13 protein-coding genes are annotated in these 18,402 nt (G+C 55.0%); 5 read left to right on the top strand and 8 right to left on the bottom strand.

The window, feature by feature from the left end; translation table 11 throughout:
- Positions 1-689: 689 nt before the first annotated feature.
- On the bottom strand, positions 690-1,412 hold the full coding sequence (locus M6D89_RS00740; RefSeq protein WP_253966116.1) for a tellurite resistance TerB family protein: 723 nt from the start codon (positions 1,410-1,412) through the stop codon (positions 690-692).
- An 83-nt stretch (positions 1,413-1,495) separates the two neighbouring features.
- Between M6D89_RS00740 and M6D89_RS00735 the strand changes: the two genes are divergently transcribed.
- Positions 1,496-1,702 carry a hypothetical protein gene (locus M6D89_RS00735; RefSeq protein WP_253966115.1) on the top strand — a complete coding sequence of 69 codons (207 nt, stop codon included), beginning with the start codon at positions 1,496-1,498 and terminating at the stop codon, positions 1,700-1,702.
- A gap of 379 nt (positions 1,703-2,081) precedes the next feature.
- Here the strand turns inward: M6D89_RS00735 and M6D89_RS00730 are convergent, their stop codons facing one another.
- A complete protein-coding gene (locus M6D89_RS00730) occupies positions 2,082-4,760 on the bottom strand; it encodes a bifunctional acetate--CoA ligase family protein/GNAT family N-acetyltransferase (protein ID WP_253966114.1) in 2,679 nt (892 codons plus the stop codon).
- 133 nt (positions 4,761-4,893) lie between these two features.
- Between M6D89_RS00730 and M6D89_RS00725 the strand changes: the two genes are divergently transcribed.
- Complete coding sequence (locus tag M6D89_RS00725) at positions 4,894-6,201, top strand: DUF2252 family protein (RefSeq protein ID WP_253966113.1); 1,308 nt, start codon at positions 4,894-4,896, stop codon at positions 6,199-6,201.
- Complete coding sequence (locus tag M6D89_RS00720) at positions 6,198-8,063, top strand: metallophosphoesterase family protein (RefSeq protein WP_253966112.1); 1,866 nt, start codon at positions 6,198-6,200, stop codon at positions 8,061-8,063. The genes M6D89_RS00725 and M6D89_RS00720 overlap by 4 nt, the downstream gene beginning before the upstream one ends.
- A gap of 137 nt (positions 8,064-8,200) precedes the next feature.
- Here the strand turns inward: M6D89_RS00720 and M6D89_RS00715 are convergent, their stop codons facing one another.
- The 3 genes from M6D89_RS00715 to M6D89_RS00705 all read right to left on the bottom strand — a co-directional run bounded on the left by M6D89_RS00715 (position 8,201) and on the right by M6D89_RS00705 (position 10,610).
- On the bottom strand, positions 8,201-9,007 hold the full coding sequence (locus M6D89_RS00715) for a PRC-barrel domain-containing protein (protein WP_253966111.1): 807 nt from the start codon (positions 9,005-9,007) through the stop codon (positions 8,201-8,203).
- 82 nt (positions 9,008-9,089) lie between these two features.
- Complete coding sequence (locus M6D89_RS00710) at positions 9,090-9,677, bottom strand: outer membrane beta-barrel protein (protein WP_253966110.1); 588 nt, start codon at positions 9,675-9,677, stop codon at positions 9,090-9,092.
- Positions 9,678-9,905: 228 nt separating this feature from the next.
- The gene (locus M6D89_RS00705) at positions 9,906-10,610 is read right to left on the bottom strand and encodes a DUF4336 domain-containing protein (RefSeq protein WP_253966109.1); all 705 of its coding nucleotides are present in this window, start codon (positions 10,608-10,610) and stop codon (positions 9,906-9,908) included.
- Between the two features lie 133 nt (positions 10,611-10,743).
- Between M6D89_RS00705 and M6D89_RS00700 the strand changes: the two genes are divergently transcribed.
- Positions 10,744-11,682 carry a glucosaminidase domain-containing protein gene (locus M6D89_RS00700; RefSeq protein ID WP_253966108.1) on the top strand — a complete coding sequence of 313 codons (939 nt, stop codon included), beginning with the start codon at positions 10,744-10,746 and terminating at the stop codon, positions 11,680-11,682.
- Between the two features lie 119 nt (positions 11,683-11,801).
- Positions 11,802-12,632 carry an ion transporter gene (locus M6D89_RS00695; protein ID WP_418930347.1) on the top strand — a complete coding sequence of 277 codons (831 nt, stop codon included), beginning with the start codon at positions 11,802-11,804 and terminating at the stop codon, positions 12,630-12,632.
- A 4-nt stretch (positions 12,633-12,636) separates the two neighbouring features.
- On the opposite strand, the gene M6D89_RS00690 is transcribed toward M6D89_RS00695, so the two are convergent.
- The 3 genes from M6D89_RS00690 to purL all read right to left on the bottom strand — a co-directional run bounded on the left by M6D89_RS00690 (position 12,637) and on the right by purL (position 18,098).
- Entirely contained in the window at positions 12,637-13,500 is an 864-nt protein-coding gene (locus M6D89_RS00690) for a type 2 periplasmic-binding domain-containing protein (RefSeq protein WP_253966106.1), read from the bottom strand.
- 322 nt (positions 13,501-13,822) lie between these two features.
- Entirely contained in the window at positions 13,823-14,140 is a 318-nt protein-coding gene (gene sugE / locus M6D89_RS00685; protein ID WP_253966105.1) for a quaternary ammonium compound efflux SMR transporter SugE, read from the bottom strand.
- 85 nt (positions 14,141-14,225) lie between these two features.
- A complete protein-coding gene (gene purL, locus M6D89_RS00680; RefSeq protein ID WP_253966104.1) occupies positions 14,226-18,098 on the bottom strand; it encodes a phosphoribosylformylglycinamidine synthase in 3,873 nt (1,290 codons plus the stop codon).
- Positions 18,099-18,402: the final 304 nt, after the last annotated feature.

Below are 18,402 nucleotides of genomic sequence, written 5' to 3'. Positions count from 1 at the left end.
CGTCGAGAAGCTCTCCCAGCTGGCCATTATCAACAAAGCAAGCGTCCAATAGATCAGAGTCCGCCTCTGCGTCCAATTCCCCTAACTTTAGTCCCTTTTTTATAATTATCTCTGAATCCATGAATAACTCTCGTTTTTTGCATAACATTTGTATAGCGTGCATGCGCGTTAACATTCCTTGAAAAAGCATTCGGAAAGAGCCGCAAGCAGCTGTATTAATTAAAGTTTAAGTCGTTTTCAGGCGTAAGGAAGGCGGGATAAAGCGTGCGTGCGCGTTAACGCACTTGCATTTGTCTTGTTATCTAACCTTCCCAATTGGTTAAGTGACTGACTATAAACGTTTTTATAATTATTTAAAACCGCAAAGCGAGCCTGCTTTGCGGGCAATGCGTGCGACTTAGGCCGCGGCGGTCAAATATACCTGTATAAAAGTCTTCACCTGCTACGAAGCACCGCTTTTTTGCCCCGTTTACATCTAAGCCGAATGGAAATCTATTTTAGGGGGTAAGCAAACAGGAGGTTTGCGCAAGTATCGCTAGGCCACGGACGGCCTATCGATACGGCCCGCTAAAATCGATTGGAATGAGGGGACCCGAAGGGCCAGATGTTGGGGCGCGGCTTTTGGGTACTTTTGGCCAAGACCAAAAGTACCTCGCAACGCCCGGCGACCCGGGCATATAAAAAGCAAACTACCCTCTAACCTGCTCCTCCACCTGCCGATCCAATTCCCCGACCACCTCAGCCGGTAAGCCCAAGGCACCGGCCAACTGATCCAGCCAGGCGCGCTCCATGGGGTTTTGCTCATCGACAATAATGGCGCTAACCAAGTAAATCTCACGCCCAGCCTGGGGCGAGTCAGCGGTTTGCGCCAGCGTCTGGGCATCCAGCGGCGCATCGAACTGGCGTTGTATCCAGGCGTGGAGTTCGTCATCCGGTCCCAGGGCTTCGATTTCCTGGGTAAGCATGGCGCGCTCGTTGGCATCGATATGGCCGTCGACGCGGGCGGCCATAATCATGGCCTGTAGGATTTCCTGACCGCGACGCTCCTGCGCCTGGCCCTGCAGTTCTTCCAGTGGCTGGCCCTGCTGGGCGCTCGGCTGTCCGGGGTTAGCGGCGCTACCCGATTGTGAGTTCTGGTAGGCTTTCCACGCCAGATAACCCACTCCGGCAATAGCGCCATATTTTAAGGCTTTGCCGCCCATTTTTCGGCCGCGCTTGGAGCCGATCATCATCCCCAGGGCGCCGCCGCCCAAAAGGCTTTTTAAATCGATACCGCCCGAGCTTTTGCCACCCGAGAACTGTGAGGAAATACCCTGCATGACTTTACTGACATCAACGCCGCCCGAGCCGCCGCTAGATGAGCTACCGCCGGCCTGTTTCATCAACTGATTTAAAATAGAAGAAGCATTCATAGTGTTTTCCGTAAGTTAACAACGCCTAACGCTGCCGATATAGACCTGCGGTGGTGGGCGCAGTTCCGCGCTACACGCTCATCATGATCCAAAAGGTTGCGGGCCAGAATAAGCCAAACGCCAAACACGCCCCGAAGGATAAATACAGCGGCTGCCAACGGTGGGTTTTACAGGCCCAGATGAAGCCCGCGATGGATAACCACGCCATTGCCGATACCGGTAACGCCATGGGTATGAGCGCGCAGAAAGCCCAGCCCACCGGTAGCATACTATTAACCCGGCAATTATGATTGCCGGGTTAATAGCGGCGCAGGATGCGCCGACGCCGCAGAAGGCGAGCGTGAGCCCTGTGAAATCAAGGTATTTCGCAAATTCCGCCAATTTTACAGGGCGACAAATAAGATGCTCAGGACGAGCATCTTATTTGCAGGTTAAAGGTGCTGGCGATGCTCTCGCCGACAGGATCAAGCTGCCACTCGGCTTTTTGGTTTACCCAGTAAATAACCGCAATGACAACGCCGGGGATGAAGCTGAGAAATCCACCCAAAACCCAGTACCCAGTACCCAAGTAAGCGTTTTTTGCTGTAGATAATTTTCATTCAATAAAGATTAACAGAGGTTTTAACCTTTATATTGCTATCAGGGTTGACCCTGTTTTTTTACGCTATTTCAGCTTTTAAAATCATACCGCATAGTCACCACGCCCTCTTCCATATCGCGTTTTACCGTAAAGCCCACCGACTTTGCCAAACCCGCCATGCCGTTATTTTGCAGCATGGTTTCGCCGGTTAAGTAGGACAGGCCGCGCTCGCGGCAGTAGCCCAGCATTTTTTGCAGCAGGCGTTTGCCCAGGCCCTGGCCTTTTATGTCGGCGCGCACCACCACGGCGAATTCGCCTTCGGTATTGTCCGGGTCCATAAGCGCGCGTACTACGCCCAGGGTTTCTTCGCTGCCGTCGTCGCGTCGGGCGCTGGCAATAAAGGCCATTTCGCGGTCGTAATCAATTTGCGTTTGGCGCGCCAACTGCTCGTGGCCCAGGTGTGGCATTTCGGAGAAGTACCGGTTGTAGCGGTCATCGCCTGACAGGTAGTGGTCAAACTCTTTATGGGTGGTTTCGTCTTCGGGGCGAATGGGGCGCAGAGTAATCGGGCGGCCATTCTTAAGCATCGCCACTTCTTCTAATTCTTTGGGGTAGGGGCGAATGGCCAGTTGGCGCGCGGCCGGGTCGCCCAGCTTAACGCTGATATCCAACACGGTTAGCTCGGCGCCCGAGGCCAGCACCGGGTTGATATCCAATTCTTGAATTTCGGGGTGGTCGATCACAATTTGATTAACCTGGGTCAGCAGTACTTGCAGTGCGTGACGATCCAGGGGCCGCTGTAAATTGCGATCGCGTATTTTCCCCTCGGCCAGCGCCTGAATAACCAGGTAGCGGGCCAGCGCCATATTTAACGGTGGCAGGGCCACTACATTGTGGCGCTCGGTGTCCAAATCGGTGCCGCCCTCGCCCAGTAAAATAACCGGGCCAAATACCGGGTCGTTTTTTACGGTTATGCGTAACTCGTAGGCACCGGCGCGACGCGCCATTTGCTGCAGGGTAAAGCCCGCTACTGTGGCATTGGGGTAGGTGGAGGCGACCCGCTTGAGCATATTGTCGGCGGTTTGGTGTACCTCTTGCGCAGCGTGTAGGTTAAGCACCACGCCACCGACTTCGGATTTATGCAAAATATCGCGCGAGACAATTTTAAGCGCAACCGGAAACCCGATACTGGATGCCTGCAGCGCCGCTTCACCCGGCGTTTGCGCGGTCGAGGTGGGCAGGGTTTTAATACCGTAGGCGTTCAGCAGGGCCACATCGTCCTCAATAGATAACTGCCCTTCGCCGCGCTCAAACGCGGTATGAATAATTTTACGGGCCGCTAGAATATCGTGGGGAATATCCGCCGGAATCGATTCGGGGGTTTCCATTAACAGCTTTTGGTTACGGCGGTATTGCACCATATGCATAAACGCCCCCACTGCCCCTTCCGGGGTGCGGAACGAGGCAACCCCCGCACGGGAAAACCGCTGCCGTCCGGCCACCGAGGCGCCCTCACCCATCCAGGCCACCAGCACATTGGGTGTGCGACCCGAATGGCGTTTAACAGTGTGTATGACTTTATCGGCATAGGTTTCACCGGATACCAGCGCCGAGGGGCCGTGCAGCACCAGTAAATTATCGACCTCGGGCGCGGCCAGTAAAATCTCCAGCGCCTTTTGATACAGCTCGGGCGAGGCATCGCCCAGCAGGTTCACCGGATTGCCACTGTGCCCGCCTACGGGCACCACCGTTTGCAGGCGCTGCAGGGTGTCGTCACTTAAGGTTTCCAAACGACCGCCATTGCCGATTAACGTATCCACCGCCATCAGCGCCGGGCCAATGCCGTTGGTTAGCACGGTTAAGCGCTCGCCGTGAATCGGCTTACCGTGGGCCAGGGTTTCTACCGCAGCGAACAGCTCGCGCAGCTCGCCTACCCGCAGCATACCCGCGCGGCGAAAGGCGGCGTCGTAAACGCCATCGGCCCCGACCTGGTCGCCCGCAATGCCGGCGGCCGCCTGCAGGCTTTCAAGTGTGTGGCCGGTTTTGATCACCAATATCGGCTTGTGGGCGGCAGTGGCCCGGGCCGCGGACATAAACAACCGGCCGCTGCGAATAGACTCGACGTACAGCAAAATCGCATTGGTTTTGGGGTCGCGCCCCAAATAATCCAGCAGTTCGTCATAGTCCACATCGGCACCATCGCCCAGGGCGATAAAATGCGAAAAACCAATGCTGCGTTTTTCGGCCCAGTCCAAAATAGTCGTACACACCGCCGAGGACTGACTGACAAATGCCAACTTACCCTGCTGAGCCGAGGTGTGCGCATAGCTGGCGTTAAGGCCGATGCCAGGCACCATCAACCCCAGGCTGTTGGGCCCCAGAATGCGCATGTGCCAGCGCCTGGCGGCGGCCAACATGGCGGACTCTACCGTTTCACCATTCGCTTCAAGCTGACTTAAGCCCGCGGCAATCACAATCGCATTGCGACAGCCAAACGCACCCAGTTGCTCGATTATATCGGGCACCCGATCGCCCCGAGTACAGACAATCGCCAGATCGGGTACCACCGGAAGCTCGGCAATAGAGGCGTAGGCCAAAACGCCGTTTACCGCCGAATATTTGGGGTTAACCGGCATAATCGGCCCGGCAAAGCTCGCCTGCAGCAAATTGCGCATCACCGCATTGCCCGGCCGATTGGCACGGTTAGATGCGCCGATAACGGCTACAGACGCGGGTTGTAACAACTTGTCGATATATTGGAGACTCATAGGGTGATTTTAGCGCGACTGGCCGCATAAAACGAAGACTTAATAAAAACCCCATAATAGGCTCAGCGCTTTTTCGGGAAAACCGCAATCCGTGTAGAATCGGGTAAAAGAAAACGGCCCCAGAGGTGATTGTGTGAAAAACAGAACTCAACAGCTAAAGGACGAGTTGATCCGCGTAGACGGCGAGCTGGGTATCGACAAGCACCATAAAATGTTGTCTAACCCCTTTGTTTTTATGCGCGGCTCGGCGCAGCTTTTCTACGCCGATCTGGCCGGTGGTGAAATCCCCCTGCCCAAGTTATGCCAAAGCTGGCCCCACACCACCATTATGGGTGACTGCCACCTGTCCAATTTTGGCTTTTTTACCGAAGAGGGCTCCCACGGCGAGCAGATTATTTTTGGACCCAATGATTTTGATGATGCCTGCATCGGCAACCCGGCGTGGGATCTGGTGCGATTTTTAGCGAGCATAGAGCTGTGCCGCGACTATTGTCAGGGCTTGCTGGAGGGACTTTATCCACCCCTGGAAGAGCCCAAAGGCGAGCATTGTCTAAGCACCGATCACGCGCACAAAGCGCAGCTTGCCTTTTTGCACACCTACCGTAAAACTTTAAAAAAGAGCGTCAAAAAACCGGACTATCGCTACCGGGCGGTGAACTCTTTTAATAGGTCTAAGCTGATGCGTAAAGCCTATAAAAAAGCTTGCGAGCGATCCACCGGTGGCCAAAAGTTTAGTCGCAAAAGCTCCCTGGCCAAAGCCGTGGATTTGACTTTAGTGCCGTTAAAGTTTCGCAATCGGCCGGGCCGTTATAAACGCTTGGACGCCGCAACTGTGTCGCACATTATTCACACCTTTGCTCCCTATGTGGATGACCAGATTCTCGATGTAGTGCAGCGCCAGGACGCGGGAACCGGATCGGTGAATATGGCGCGCTATTATTTACTGGTGGGCCCTACAGATACCCCCGGCGAAGCACAGTGGCCACTGTTTCATGTCGTCGAAGTCAAATGCCAACGAGAGGCGGCGCCACTGCATTATTTTGATCACCTGCCGCCAATGAACCGGCTTAACCCCGCCCACTTAACCGTAAACTGCCAGCGGCTGATGGCGCGCCGCCCCGATATCGTGTTGGACGAAGTGGTCTGGCAAGACGCCCACTGGCTGGTGCGCTCACGCCACCACGCTCGCTACAACTTAGATCCAGAGCAAATCGCGACGGCTAAAGGCTCGGTTAAACACAATTTTTTGGATTACGTTAAACACTGCGCACGGGCGCTCGCCCTAGCCCATGCACGCGGGGATATCCGCTCGACCGAATTTGAGCGGCGCCTGAGTACCGAACTGCCCGAGGTGGCCGATGATTTACGCCTGGCGGCTGATAAGAATGCACAGCAAATTAAAGCCGACCGACTTTGGCTAGCCGAGGTGCTAACCCCATGACCGAATTACCGCTGCTGTTGTCGGGCCCTGTGCTGCGTCACACAAGTGCCACCGAGTTAAATTTTTGGCTGTGTACCAGCCGCGCCTGTAGCATTGAAATAACCCTGTATCCGCCCGGGCAAAGTCCACATACTTATAAGCCCCAAACACAGCAAATTCCCGCGGGCAAACACTGCTTTATTCAGCTGGTACATCTGCCCGTTGCCCAGGCGCTGCCCACCGACTGCTACATTGGTTACGACTTTATTTTTGACGGCGATTCAAGCACGCCCCTTAAAGCGCATTTACCAAACCTTTGTTACGGGACAGACGAACGACCAGGCTTTAGCATTCGCCCCACAATTCACAGCCTGCTACACGGTTCGTGTCGTAAACCCCACCACCCGGGCGAAGACGGATTACTCTCGGCCGACTCGCATTTAGCACAGGCGCGCCATAGCGACAAAGGCCCGGCCATGCTGCTGTTAACGGGCGATCAAATTTACGCCGACGATGTCGCGGGCCCTATGCTTTCAGCCATCGGCCAACTGATAGAAGCGCTGGGATTATGGAGCGAGACCTTCGCCGGAGCCATAGTGAATAACGCGCGCGAGCTGGTTCATAGCGAGCACAACTACTACGAGCGCGATCAGCTATTGCCACGCAACAAAGCCAATCGCGACCTTTTAGAGCTATTTTTCAGCGGTGCCGAAAAACCCATCTTCACCTCGGCGGGGGCCGACAACCACCTGATTACCTTTAGCGAAGTGCTGGCCATGTATTTATTGAGCTGGTCACCGTGTTGCTGGGCGCTGGTGGATACAGAGCGAGTCCCCGATGGGGTCAAAGCGCCCTATCGCGAACGCTACCAGAACGAGCGAACAATTATTGCTGAATTTGCTCGGGGGCTGGATCAAGTGCAACGACTGCTGGCGCATATTCCCAGCTATATGATCTTTGACGACCATGATATTACCGACGACTGGAACCTGACCCGGGGCTGGGAAGAAACCGCCTACGGTCACCCCTTTTCGCGCCGAATTATTGGCAATGCGTTAATCGGCTACTGGTTGTGTCAGGGCTGGGGCAACCAACCCAAGGCGCTGGAACCCTTAGCAGAGCACATCAACCACCACTTTAGTGCCGGTGAACTGCATAATCAGGATGCGCTTATCGACCGATTGCTTGAGTGGGAGCACTGGCACTACGAACTGCCCACCGAACCGCCGGTGGTGGTGCTGGATACCCGCACCCGGCGCTGGCGCTCCGAATCCAGCCCCAATCGCCCCTCAGGCTTGATGGACTGGGAGGCATTAACGGATATGCAGCAAAAACTCATCGGCCACCCCAGTGTGATTCTGGTATCGCCCAGCCCGGTATTCGGGGTTAAATTAATTGAGGTGGTACAGCGAGTCTTTACCTTTTTTGGCAAGGCGTTAATGGTAGATGCCGAAAACTGGATGGCACACCCAGGGGCGGCCAATGTGATGCTGAATATTTTCTCTCACCCCAAAACGCCACCGCACTTTATTATCCTTTCGGGGGATGTCCATTACTCCTTTGTTTACAATGTGTCCCTAAGGCGTCGAAAGCACAGCCCCGAGATTACCCAAATTACCGCCAGCGGCATTAAGAACACCTTTCCTCAGACCTTGCTTACATGGTTTGACCGGCTCAACCGCTGGCTGTATGCCAGCCGTTCACCCCTTAATATATTCACCAAACGCCGGCGCATGAAAGTGCGGCAACGCCGTGTGGAAGGACAAAGTCACGCGCGCTTGCTAAATCAGTCAGGCATCGGTTTGGTCACGCTGGAAAATAATGCGGATGATGTGAAGGCGAGTATTCTAAGCGGCGAAAGCAACGCGCAGGATTTTTATTAATTTGCACCTGCGTTAACCCCAAAAGACATCGCCCTCAGGGACGTCCCCCTGAAGGCGATAGTTTAGGGCTGTAGGCCGTTAAAATACTACCCTTGCCTTTTAACGACCTACAATATCAAGCTAACCAAAGGTTAGCTCTAGCGATAATTAACCGAGTATTTTTCCGTATCGCTATACTCGGGCAAGTTATCTAACTGATCTTCCGTCAAGGGTGTGTTCCACACCAGCTTATCGCCCTCGACGCTAAACTCGCGCGCATCCACCAGCACATCCTTATCACCGATACCCGCGATACCGCCAATACTGACAACCAAATCTTTAATCTGGCTGTTTTCAATCAGTACATCTTCCACCTCACCCAGAGTGTCACCGTTGCGGTTTACCACGTCGCGGCCTTCCAAGCGCTCGGCCTGGGCCGCGTCAATACCCGCCAGGGTTGTCTGAGTGTCGGCGGGCTGGTTTCGTTGATCACCGCTATAGTCCGCCAAACCTTGACCTTCACGATTCATATCGGGGCGTAAACTGGAATTGGCCTCGGCGTCCGCCATCGCATTAGCGCCGTCGCGCTGCGCCTGCTCGCCGTTTTGCGACAAACGATCACTGCGCAAGAGTTCGCGGGCAAACACCGCGTACTCTTCACTGTTAAGCGCATTATCGGCGTTGTCGTCAAAGCGGTCCATTACCTTGTCCGAGCCCCAGTCACGCTGCTTAAGATCTTGGGAATAGGCTTGCTCTAGCTCGCCAAACTCCACCTGACCGCTGGTGTCTTTATCGACCTGCGAAAAAGCTTTCAAATTCACCGCCGACTCGTAAACACTGCTGTGGGCTTCGGGTTTTTGCGAATCGCGCATACTCTCGGCCAGCGCCAAGGGCGAGACAGCCAACAGACCCGTCATAACCACCGCCGTAGTTCGTGCAACCAAATTTTTGCGTACAGTATTCATAACATTTACCTCATGGTTGGTTTAGTTAAGGGCAACAAAACCGACGCTATTGCCCTTTAAACGTCCCCCATAAATCCGTGGTTTAAAATGTGTATTGCAAATTCACACTGGCATAGTCCACATCCATATCCAGTGCACGAGGTTGCAGTAGATTAATTTCGTCCTGCTCTACCTCAAAGTTAAACCGTTCATACTCCACCCGTAGATCTAGGTGTTCCGCAAGTTGAAACTTGGTACCAATACCCCAGAAGGTTTCGTCGCCATCAAAATCTGTGTCGGCGTCCACGACATCGGTGTTTAGGCTCGCCTCGCCATCCCACCACAGCTGACCGCCTTTGGCATAAACCGAAAAAACCTGGGTAATAGGCGCTTCCAGAATCAACGCCAGGGTTGCCCCCGACGGATCAAAGCTTAGCGCTTCGTTACTCGCTTCATCGAAGTCAATGTAACCGCCTTCCAAGCCGATGTACTCATTAAACTTCACCAGCGCAAAGGCTTTCATGGCAGCTTCGTCTTCATCAAAGTCTTCGTCTTTTAACTTAGTAACACCATAGCCACCACCGACCGAGAATTCTGGCTGGAACCGCCAACCGCTTTCGCTGTTGGATTGCGCCATAACGGCGGTCGATGAGGCAAGCAAAACAAAGCTGGTTACAACAGGTTTAATCATCGGTACTACTCCTAACAAAGTTACGAAATCGTGCAAACCTGGGTTTAGTATCGCAACCTGTATGCCAAGATAATACTTGCAATGAAGCGTAAGACGGGCGTCACAATTTGGCACTCAAACTGTGATTCAGAATAAAAACATAATGAGAATTACCGCCATAAGCGAAAGATAAAAGCACCCTTAATAAAAGGGTTTGCCGCTCACTTGGTAAGAGTTACAAAGCGCAAGTCAAAATTTTTCAAGCTTAAGCCAGGCGAACGAGCGTCGCAGAAAATCCTGGGCATTTTCAAAAACACACTCGCCATGAGAAATCACAATTCGCTCGGGCTGCCAGGCCAAAATCATTGCCAGACAACGCCGAGCCTGATCCTTGCCACGCCAAAAGCTCAACCGCCAGTCGAGCGGCATCTTCCCATTAGGAGCCACAATCCCGGTAGCCTTCGCCGCTAAAGCTTTTACGCCCGTAAAGTAATCGGGGGCGAAGTTCTCAATTAAATCGGTCAGAATCAAGGTGCGACTGGGTGTGTGAAAAAACACCACCTCCTGCATGACGGGACTTCCAACAAAGATTAATTGATCTAGCGTCGGAGCCCAGGAGGTATGCGGGGTATCCAGCAAGTCACCGCTGAAGGTCAAGTCGGGACGCTTTTCCCGCAGTCCCGGCGCCGCAAAACTCTCGGCAGCAGGGTAGCGTTTTTGCCAGTGTTCGATAAATAAATGGTGTATTTTGTTCGGTGCAATTAAATAGCAAACTTGGCCCAAAGCATCCAGTTGCTCGGCCAGGGCATCATTAATCTCGCCCGGGGAATGCACCCACAAGCTGCCGTTGGGCAAGCGTGCGATTGTGGTACGCGTGGTATAGGGCATGCCGAAAAATGACACCGCGGGACCATCAATTATCCACAGCTCATCGGCAATCGGCTGTAAGGTCATATTTCCTCCTTGATATTCCGGCTTGAGCGACTCCCCCACCGTTGGTACATTATTGTGGGGAAAGTCGCTGATAAGGGCTAGTTTTTATACATCAGCCCACTTTAGTAAGCTGACCGCTGCATTATGGACCCTTATGTCACCCAAGACACTCATATTCTTTAGTCTGCTTATTGCCTGCCCCGTCAGCCTGGCGACGCCCTCGCTCGAGGCGGTAACCGGAGGTGAAATCAGGGCGGAGCAGCGCATTGTGGACAGCTACCAAACCATCGTGGAACTCTTTACCACCTTGGGCTACACCCGCGACACCTGGCGTAAAGGTGAACGCCAGGTACCACGTATTTATTTGGCCGACGTGCCCCAACGCTGGAGTACAAAAACCAGTCAGAAGATAACGGTGGCTCTCAAAAAGGCGCTGTTTTTTCGTCTGCTGGGGCCATTGGTACTGCGCAGTAACGAGCTGATTCAGCAAGATCGTGACAAACTGTTCGCTTTGCGCCAGTCACAATCGCTTTCCCTTCCCCAGCGCCAATGGCTGACCGAACTGGCACAAGGCTACCGAGTTAGCCGCGCCCCAGGTGAACCCCTCACAGCAACTATCGCGCCCTTACTCAAGCGCGTAGACACGCTGCCGCCTTCGCTTGTATTAGCGCAGGCCGCCGAGGAAAGCGGCTGGGGCACATCACACTTTACTTTTGCGGGCAATGCCTTGTTTGGCCAATGGACTTGGTCTGGCAAGGGTATTACCCCAAACCAACAGCGCAGCGAAAAAGGTGATTATAAAATCGCCACATTCGAATCGCCGCTGCAATCGGTGCGCGCCCACGCGCTTAATTTAAATACTCACGACGCCTACCGGGAGTTTCGCACTCTGCGCGCCGAATACCGGGCCCGTGGCCAGGCTCTGGATGGCATGACCGCCGCCGCAACCTTAAGCCGCTATTCCGAGCGGGGCGCAGACTATGTGAAAACCTTGCACAGCATTATCAGCTACAACAAACTGCAGAGTGTCGATAAGGCACATTTATCTTCCGGCCGCGCCCTGGTACTGATCCCCGAAGAAAATAAACGATAGGGCATGGAATGACGGCGGCGCGTTTTATCCGTACAATTTATGAATAACTCCTCGCAACCAGGATGACTATGGCGACGCCCGAGCCCCCCAACCCAGACTCTGCAGAGCCCACGCCCCACGTGTCTAATGCAACGGACAATAGCCTGCGCACCCGACTCAACCACATTATTTTCGGCTGGGAGAGCCCCGGCGGCAAGCTGTTTGACGTCTGTTTGATTTGGGCCATCTGCATCAGCGTACTGGTACTGATGCTTGAGTCCGTCGAGTGGATCGTGCGCGATTACGAACCCTGGCTGCGCACTGCGGAGTGGACGTTTACCTTACTGTTTACCGCCGAGTATCTAACCCGGATTTACTGTGCCGAGCGGCGCTGGGCTTATGTCAAAAGCTTTTACGGCATTGTCGATTTACTCTCCATTTTGCCGTCCTATTTAGCGTTTTTTATCCCCGGAGCCAATAACTTACTGATTATCCGGCTGCTGCGAGTGCTACGGGTTTTTCGTATTCTTAAGCTCGCGCGCTATTTAAGCGAAGCCAATTTGTTAATGCGCACCATGCTGCTCGCGCGGCGCAAAATTTTCGTGTTTTTCTCGTCAGTGCTGGTGCTGTCGGTTATTTTTGGCTCGCTAATGTATATGGTGGAGGGTCCGGCCCACGGCTTTACCAGTATCCCTAAAAGTATTTACTGGACCATCGTAACCATCACCACCGTGGGTTACGGCGATATTGTGCCGCAAACTATTCTGGGCCAGGTTATTTCGGCAGCAGCCATGTTAACCGGCTATTCCATTATCGCCGTGCCCACGGGGATACTCACCGCCGAGCTGGCTCAGGAGATGCAGCGCGACCGCCACCGGCGCCATTGTCCAGGCTGCAAACGCAGTGGCCACGAGGCCGATGCCGCCCACTGCAAGCACTGCGGGACCGAGCTTCCTGCGCCTAAGCCCTAAAAATTTAGGGGATAGACGGCCCCCCAGACACGGGGGCATCCGCCTCAAGGTGGGGGTTTTCCAGCGCAATAACGCGCAGGCCTGGTTGCGCTAGAAAAGTCAGCTCGGGCTCGAAATACTGAGTAAAAAGCTCGCGCAACTCCCCGCTTTGAGTCAGCCGTTCCAATCCGGCGCGAATGCGGGCGGCCCGAGCTTGGTCATTTTTGCCTACATAAAACATCACCGGAAAAGGATAGCGGAGAACCAACCCGGGCGCAGTCCCTAATAACTCTGGCTGCGAGGCTGCGGCAATCGCTTCTTGATAATCCATTAAGGTTGACGGCAACAGATCAAACCGGCCCAACTCGAGCATAGCCACCAAGGTCGTGACATGGGCGCCGTCGTTTACGTTAAATCCATTGTGGCGATAGATATCCACATCCACCCAGCCGCGCCCGACCCCCAACTCATAGGCCTGGAGGTCGGCGATAGTCTCGACCTTGGTCAAAGCGGGCAGGCGTTCGCGCTGTGTAACCAGTCGCTGATACCCCAGTAAATTAAACAAAATAGGCACCCCCACCGGCTGATTAACTTCGGCGGGATCGTCGATGTTTTCGGCGGGAACATAGGGGCCAGAGCGGACATTAACCCGCGTACCGCTATTAATTTCGCGGCGTGCACGGCTGGTACTAAACTGCTGCTGCACCCGCTCTACCTGAAAATCGCCATACTCGGCGCGAGTTGCCTCCAGCGCCTTCTGCAGCACCATAAATTGGTAATCATCCCGCCTCTGCGACTGCCCCCAGTCCCAGTAGCGATATGACTCTGCCCCCCATGCCAGGGTGGGACAAAGCAAGAATACCAATAATAGACGCCCTACTCGGATCATAAGCGTAAACGCTCTGTTGTTATTATCGAAGGGTCCTTGTTAATCCCACAATCAAAATTATCGGATTAATGCGCAGCGCATGAACGAGCCCAAAGTTCATGCGTTCCCTTAACAGGCTATTAAATATCAAGGCCCCACCTCCGTTCGCGCATTTTTACAAGCGACCAGTAAACAGATTTAGGGCACCTCTATCGCCTAAGGAACCTTTGATTAGAGAGTACCAACAGCGCTCAGGGGACGCAATCGTTTCCCCGAGGCATAAAAAAAGCGAGCCACAGGGACTCGCTTTTCATATTGGCCTCAACCACCGGCAGTGCGCAGGCTAGCCGTGAGCCAGTTTTAGACCGACAATTCCGGCACCAATCAAACCTAAGCTCACCAGTTTAAGCACATCCGTTGACTCGCCGAACAATACAATGCCCAGTACCGCTGTACCTACGGCGCCAATGCCCACCCAGATGGCGTAAGCCGTCCCCACGGGTAAAATTTTGACCGCCAAACCCAGCAAGAGAAAGCTGATCACCAAAGACAACACTGTACCCACGGTGGGCCAAAGCTTAGTGAAGCCATCGGTATACTTAAGACCAATGGCCCAGCCAATCTCAAACAAACCAGCGATAATTAAAATAAACCAACTCATACACACCTCTCAATATCAGGGGCCGTCCCCAAACGATAGTGTAAGAGAGGTGAGGTCGTCCTCACTTCTTAGTATTAGACCGCAATTAATCCACAAATACTCGCGCATTGCGGAAAATTCTCATCCAAGCGCCATCCTCTTGCCAATCGTCTGGATGCCAGGAGTTAGTCACCGCGCGGAATACCCGCTCGGGGTGAGGCATCATAATGGTGGCGCGGCCATCTTCGCTGGTGACGCTGGTGATACCCAAAGGTGAGCCATTGGGGTTGGCCGGATACTGCTCGGTCACCTGCAGGCTGTTATCCAGATAGCGCATGGTCACCAGGCCGCTGCTGTCGCAGCTGTTTAAAGCGCTGGGGTCGGCGAATTCGGCGCGACCTTCACCGTGAGCCACGGCCACTGGCATATGCGATCCCGCCATACCTTTAAACAGCACCGAGGGCGACTCCTGGATTTTTACCAGCGAGAAGCGCGCTTCAAACTGCTCGGACAGGTTGCGCACAAAGCGCGGCCAGTGGGCGGCGCCGGGAATCAGGTCTTTCAGGTTAGACATCATCTGACAGCCGTTACACACGCCCAGACTGAAGGTATCGGCGCGGTTAAAGAAGCCTTCGAACTGATCGCGCACCTGCTGATTAAACAGCACGGTTTTGGCCCAGCCCTCACCGGCGCCCAGTACGTCACCGTAAGAAAAGCCACCGCAGGCCACTAGGCCTTTAAAGGTTTCCAGCCCTACGCGCCCGGCCAGCAGATCGCTCATATGTACGTCCACGGCGGCAAACCCGGCGCGGTCAAACGCCGCTGCCATTTCCACGTGGCCGTTAACACCCTGCTCACGCAATACCGCAATGCGCGGACGCTCGCCCTTGTTGATATAGGGCGCGGCGACATCCTCGTTGATATCGTAGCTCAGCTCGGTACTCAGGCCCGGGTTAGCGGCCATAATGCCGTCAAACTCCTGTTTAGCGCACTCTGGGTTATCGCGCAACGCCTGCATCTGGTAGCTGGTTTCGCTCCACAAGCTTTGCAAAATAACGCGGCTTTGGTCGAACACCAGCTCGCCGTTTTGCGCGATGCGCAGCCAGTCGTCTTCATTCAGGGTACCGATGCTGTACACCAGACCAGTTAGGCCGGCATCGGCGTACAGGGCTTTTACTTTTTCGGCATCGGCGCGTTTAACTTGCAACACGGCGCCCAGCTCTTCGCTAAACAATGCGGTCAGCGGACACTCGCCCAGGGCGTTAATGTCTACATCGATACCGCAGTGACCGGCAAAGCTCATCTCGGCCAGGGTGGCGAACAAGCCACCGTCGGAGCGGTCGTGATAGGCGAGAATCCAACCCTCAGCCAGGGCTTTTTGGGTGGCCTCAAAAAAGCCTTTTAATTGTGCGGCGCTATCCACATCCGCCGGGGTGTCGCCCAGCTGATTGTAGGTTTGCGCCAGAATGGAACCGCCCAGACGATTCTTGCCCGCGCCCAGATCCACCAGCAGCAGCTCGGTCTCGCCCTGATCGGTGCGAAGTTCGGGCGTGACCGACAGACGCACGTCGCTAACCGGACTAAACGCGGTAATCACCAGCGACAAAGGCGCGGTGACGGCTTTGTCTTTGCCGTTTTCGCTCCAGGCCGTGCGCATGGACATAGAGTCTTTACCCACCGGGATGGTAATACCCAGTTCCGGGCACAGTTCCATGCCCACGGCCTCAACGGTGCGGTAGAGTTTTTCGTCTTCGCCTTTGTGGCCAGCGGCGCACATCCAGTTGGCGGACAGCTTGATATCTTTAATATCGGCAATCGGGGCGCAGGCGATGTTGGTTAATGCCTCGCCCACGGCCATACGACCAGACGCCGGGGCGTCCAGCAGCGCGCTTGGGGTGCGCTCGCCAATGCTCATGGCCTCGCCTTTGACCGAGTCGTAGCTGACGGTGGTAATGGCGCAGTCGGCCACCGGAATCTGCCAGGGGCCGACCATCTGATCGCGTACCACCATACCAGTCACCGAGCGGTCGCCAATGGTGATCAAAAAGCTTTTGTTGGCCACCGTGGGGTGCTTTAGCACGCGCTCGGCGGCTTCGTTAATGTCAATGTCGGCGGTGTTAAATTCGTCCGAAGCCGGGGTGTAGCGGCTGGCCTCGCGGTGCATTTTGGGCGGTTTGCCAAACAGCAGCGACATGGGCAAATCCACGGGCTTGGCGTCGAAGTGCTTGTCGTTAACCACCAGGTGCTGCTCGTTGGTGGATTCCCCCACTACCGCGTAAGGGGCACGCTCGCGCTCGCACATTTGCTCAAAACGGGCGAGGTTCTCAGGCGCAATGGCCAGTACATAGCGCTCTTGCGATTCGTTACACCAGATCGCCAAGGGGCTCATGGAGGGCTCGTCGTTGGGCACGTTGCGCAGCTCAAAACTGCCGCCACAACCGCCGTCTTTTACCAGCTCGGGGAAGGCGTTAGACAGGCCGCCGGCGCCCACATCGTGAATAAAGGCAATCGGGTTGTCGTTGCCCAGCTGCCAGCAGCGGTCGATGACCTCTTGGCAGCGGCGTTCGATTTCGGGGTTCTGGCGCTGTACCGAGGCAAAGTCCAGATCTTCGGACGAGCTGCCCGAATCCATAGAAGAGGCCGCGCCGCCGCCCAAACCAATCAGCATGGCCGGGCCACCCAACACCACCAGTTTACAACCGGCGGCAAAGGGCGGCTTGTCCACGTGTTCGCTGCGAATATTGCCGTAACCACCGGCCAGCATAATGGGCTTGTGGTAGCCGCGGCGCTCGCCGTCGTAGTTTTCTTCAAAGGTGCGGAAATAGCCGCAAATGTTGGGGCGACCAAACTCGTTGTTAAAGGCCGCGCCGCCGATGGGGCCATCCAGCATAATATCCAGGGCGCTGACGATGCGACCTGGCTTGCCGTACTCCTGTTCCCAGGGCTGGATAAACGACGGAATATTCAGGTTAGAAACGGTAAAACCGGTTAAACCAACCTTGGGCTTAGAGCCGCGCCCCACCGCGCCCTCGTCGCGAATTTCACCGCCGGCACCCGTGCCCGCGCCGGCAAAGGGTGAGATAGCCGTGGGGTGGTTGTGGGTTTCCACTTTCATCAGCAGGTTAACGTTTTCGCTGCTGTAGCGGTACTCGGCGGTTTCCGGGTCCTGGTAAAAGCGCCCGGCCTCGGGGCCTTCCACCACAGCGGCGTTATCGGCGTAGGCCGACATCACTTGTTCGCCGCCACACTCAAAGGTGTTTTTGATCATTTTGAACAGGCTGCGGGGCTGCTCTTCGCCATCCAGGGTCCAGCTGGCGTTAAAGATTTTATGACGGCAGTGCTCGGAGTTGGCCTGAGCGAACATCATCAGCTCCACATCCACCGGGTTGCGGCCCAGTTTCTGGAAGTTCTCTACCAGGTAGTCGATTTCGTCTTCCGCCAGCGCCAAGCCCAGCTCGCCATTGGCTTTGGCCAGAGCGTCGCGACCGCCGCCCATAATATCCACACTGGTCTGGGGCGCGGGCTCGGCGTGGTCGAACAGGGCCGAGGCCAAATCCAGATCGGGCAGCACCCGCTCCACCATGCGATCGTGCAGCAGCGCCGCTACCGCCTCGCGCTCGGCATCGGCAATATCGCCCTGCACATGGTAGCTGATGCCCCGCTCGATGCGTTTGACCTCAAACAGGCCGCTATTGCGGGCTATATCGGTGGCCTTGGTCGACCAGGGCGAGATAGTGCCAAAACGCGGTACCACCAAAAACAGCCGCCCCTCGTGCGACACCTCATCCATACGCGGCCCATAGGTCAAAAGCGCGCCCAGTACCGCCTGTTCGTCGTCTGACAGTGGCGCCGCCAGGTCGATAAAATGGGTGTACTCAGCGGCTACACCGGTCACCCCGGGGGCAACCTCTTGCAGGCTGGCGAGTAGCTTTTGCGTACGAAAAGGAGAAAGTGCGGGGGCACCGGGCAAAATCAGCATAGCGGGTTGAGCCTCAAACTAGCGGGTTTGATGTGTAAACACATAGACCCGCGGCCACCCCGTCCATTTAAGGGGTAATCGCGGGCCCTGAAAAAGGGCCGCCATTGTACTGCAATTACTCAATATTGGCAGCTGCCTCGTGCAGTTTGTACAAAAATTACGCACCCCATCCCCACAGAAAAGTAAACACCGATTAAAACCGTAAATTTGGACAGGGCTCAGGGGCAACACTAAAATTGATACAGGTCACCGCTCAGCCCGGAAGCCGTCCCCGCATTGGAAAAACGCCAGTGTCAAGCTGGCA

Source organism: Gilvimarinus xylanilyticus (genome assembly GCF_024195295.1).
Lineage (GTDB): Bacteria > Pseudomonadota > Gammaproteobacteria > Pseudomonadales > Cellvibrionaceae > Gilvimarinus > Gilvimarinus xylanilyticus.
This window is presented reverse-complemented; position numbering and strand designations above follow the sequence as displayed.